At 43.2% G+C, this 3066-nt stretch carries 7 protein-coding genes; 5 read left to right on the top strand and 2 right to left on the bottom strand.

From position 1 onward, the window contains the following. Positions 1–216: 216 nt before the first annotated feature. Positions 217–339 carry a hypothetical protein gene (locus tag QT996_RS28165; RefSeq protein ID WP_333050776.1) on the bottom strand — a complete coding sequence of 41 codons (123 nt, stop codon included), beginning with the start codon at positions 337–339 and terminating at the stop codon, positions 217–219. Here QT996_RS28165 and QT996_RS28160 point away from each other — a divergent pair. The 5 genes from QT996_RS28160 (at position 323) to QT996_RS28140 (ending at position 2395) form a co-directional block, all read left to right on the top strand. After that, the gene (locus QT996_RS28160) at positions 323–1063 is read left to right on the top strand and encodes a glutathione S-transferase family protein (RefSeq protein WP_333050774.1); all 741 of its coding nucleotides are present in this window, start codon (positions 323–325) and stop codon (positions 1061–1063) included. The two genes, QT996_RS28165 and QT996_RS28160, sit on opposite strands and share 17 nt — an antisense overlap. Positions 1064–1115: 52 nt before the next feature. Next, complete coding sequence (locus tag QT996_RS28155) at positions 1116–1643, top strand: hypothetical protein (protein ID WP_333050772.1); 528 nt, start codon at positions 1116–1118, stop codon at positions 1641–1643. A gap of 48 nt (positions 1644–1691) precedes the next feature. After that, entirely contained in the window at positions 1692–1991 is a 300-nt protein-coding gene (locus tag QT996_RS28150; protein WP_333050778.1) for a DUF433 domain-containing protein, read from the top strand. A 105-nt stretch (positions 1992–2096) separates the two neighbouring features. Next, complete coding sequence (locus QT996_RS28145; protein ID WP_333050771.1) at positions 2097–2273, top strand: hypothetical protein; 177 nt, start codon at positions 2097–2099, stop codon at positions 2271–2273. After that, positions 2270–2395, top strand: a complete 126-nt coding sequence (locus QT996_RS28140) for a hypothetical protein (protein ID WP_333050769.1) — start codon at positions 2270–2272, stop codon at positions 2393–2395. Before QT996_RS28145 ends, QT996_RS28140 begins: the two co-directional genes overlap by 4 nt. A 32-nt stretch (positions 2396–2427) precedes the next feature. On the opposite strand, the gene QT996_RS28135 is transcribed toward QT996_RS28140, so the two are convergent. After that, entirely contained in the window at positions 2428–2670 is a 243-nt protein-coding gene (locus tag QT996_RS28135; protein WP_333050767.1) for a hypothetical protein, read from the bottom strand. Between the last annotated feature and the right edge of the window lie 396 nt (positions 2671–3066).

Here is a 3066-nt window from a genome sequence, read left to right as displayed (position 1 = left end):
TGATCGCTGGTATTTATAATTATGAACTTTCTTTGAAGACCAACTAGCGATCTCCTAAGACTTTCGCAAGAGGTCTATTCGTTTAAGCTCTAAAACTGAGAATCATCCGTCAGTTGTTCAGCACAGATATATTTTGATTAAAGGCTGCAGGTTGTATTCCAGAGCGACAGGGCAAAGCGATTAGCGCCGATCGCAACTCCCCAGGAACCACATTGATTAGGGCGATCGATCATCATTAATTGAAGCAGCACGGCGACTAGCAAAAGCATCTTTATTGGGTTGAAGCGACAAATCATCTAACAGCACCAGCGAGGTCTTGACAATGATTACCTTATACACTGCACCATCTTTTGAGGAACTACCTAGCATCAGCCCACCCTGTCTAGAGCTTGAAACTTGGCTACGTATGGCAAAGCTGCCCTACAACAAAGTCATCGTGATAGCACAAAGTTTTGAGCTTGCCCCCAAGGGTAAAATTCCTTTTATCGACTATCAGGGAAAAATGGTCGGTGATGCTTTCTTAATCATGGAAATGTTCAAGCAAACAGAAGGGATTGATCTTGATGCTGGTTTGACCCCCGTTGAGCGATCGATCTCTCTAGCGTTCCGCCGCATGATCAAAGAGAACACTTACTGGGGCGCAGCCGAGACTCGCTTCGGTATAGAAGAAAACTGGCAACGTTTTCGAGCAGTGGTAGCCCGTGCGCTCTTCCCTGAGACCCCATTAGAGGTATCAGAACCTTTTGCCCAAGAGTTTGGTAAAACAATGCGATCGCAGATGCAGGCTCATGGAATCGGTCGTCACAGTCATGAGGAAATTGCCCAGATAATCTGTGCTGATTTTAAAGCTCTCTCAGACTTTCTGGCAGACAAACCGTTTTTTATGGGAGATAAACCCACCACATTAGATGCGACTGCCTATGGCTACATTGGTAACTTCCTGCAGCCGCGCTTTGAAACCCCAATCGTTGATTATCTACTTGGGCGATCGAATTTATGCCAGCATTATGAGCGAATGACTCAGCATTTTTTTGCCAATAGCGAAGCCCAAATAGCTCATTAAAAAATTATTCAATGTTTAGTTTCCGTTCAACTTCATGAGCTAATCTCGTTTTTTGACAGATCGACCAATTAATAACGTTACTCTAATGATTCATCACCTTTCTATTTCTGCTCAAAACCCCCAGCACGTTGCACAAGTTCTGGCTGAAATTTTGGATGGGCAACCAACACCTCATCCTTTTAGCCCCGACGGCTATATCGTTTTCCCTTTTGATGAATATGGTACAGAAATTGAAGTTTATCCCTTGGGGACTGAGATAACATCCGGTGATAATGAGGAGCTGCGTGCGTATATACAAAATACGGCTGCTTCTAAATTCACAGCAACTCATGCCATGCTATCTGTCCCTGCCAGCATCGAACAAATTGAGCAAATGGCCGCCCGTGAAGACTGGCTGCTACAACGCGCTAGCTTTGGCTTTGATTTCATGATGCTTTGGGTAGAAAACAGATTGTTGCTAGAGTTTCTAACCCCCGATATGACGGCTCAATACCTAGCATTTACACAAAGAGAAAATCTGAGAAAATATTTTGTTTTCCCTGATAGCGATCCAACCTCTGCCAGCACTACGAACGAATGACGTAGGAGTTTTTTTTTCGATTGATAGTTAACAAATCAACTCTCGTTCATTCCTGACTACATCAATTTATTAACCCAAAACTTAGCTAAGATCTGGCAAGAAATCAACAAAAGTCCCGGTGTCTGTGGCGGTGATGCTTGTATCAGAAATACTCGTTTTCCTGTTTGGGTGCTGGAGAGCTTTCGTCGCTTGGGTATGAACGAGTCTCGACTATTAGATAACTATCCCACACTAACGGCTACTGATTTAACAAATGTCTGGGCTCAGGCGGCAGCTATTTCAAATGAAATTGAAATAGCTATCGGCGAGAATGACGATTATGAAGATGATGGGACGTGTTTATACTGACGAATAATTTCCCAGAGTGGTTGTAGAATTGCTGCGCCCTATGATTCACAATATTCTGACAGTGCAAGAAGCCGGAAAGGATAACCAAAAATTCCTGACCAAGAAGTGTTAGCTTTTGCAGTAAGTGAAAATCGAGATATTTTAACTCTAAATCGCCGTTATTTTATCAGACCGTACAGGTTCCAGCCTGACGATGCTGGAATTATTGTTTGTAGGGGAGAGGAAGATGTAACAAGAAGGGCTGGTAACATTAATCAGGCTATTTCCTCACTTGAAACATGAACAAGTCAAGTGATTCGAGTCGATCGCACTCTCGTCGCCATCTATATCTTAAGCGATCGCCCCAAAGCAAACTCAAGCAACCTCAATCCGAAAATCACTGCATCGGTTTGATTGCTGGCTAGATGCCATCGCCGATATTTCCCGCTGAAAAAACCTAGGAGGCGACTAAAACAGGACACTGTGAAATCCGGCAAACATTGGACACAGTTGGCTGGTGGGTAACGACTCGCAGTTCGTGAGGATACCGGGGACGCGGGTCATTTTCTAACCAGATGGGCGGTACCATCATCACTTCATAGTAAGCGATCGTATGCAAAACCCCTGGCTGGGACTTCAACTCCACTGTCAAACCCGCTCTGTACTCAAATGCTTCTTCCCAGTCTAGGTTTCCATTCATATCCATATTCATATCCATAGCGATCGCGCCTCTTAATCTTGTTTCTTTTGTCCATTGTAGAGCGGTACATAAAAGATTGGGTACTTTCTGTTGCTTATGATACAATTTTTAACCTTATATGTTCGATCCATGACAATTCAAAAGAGAGGAGCAATTGTCAATAAGTAAATAGGATGATTTTGCCGATGGGTAACAAGTAAGCTAAAAAGCTAGGCTTGACAAGAGTTGGAATTGATATGTCTCAAAAAAAATAGGGGCGGGCGAACCACGAAGACGCTGATGACACAAAGGAAGAGAAGAGAATTTTAAGGACTTCAGTCCTTATACCATTTTTTTAAAGATGTGATAGAGATAAAGAATGTAAAATCCAAGACCATCCAGTGAGAAAACCAATGA

It is taken from the genome of Microcoleus sp. S13C4, from assembly GCF_036700865.1.
Taxonomy (GTDB): Bacteria; Cyanobacteriota; Cyanobacteriia; order Cyanobacteriales; family Microcoleaceae; genus Microcoleus.
This window is presented reverse-complemented; position numbering and strand designations above follow the sequence as displayed.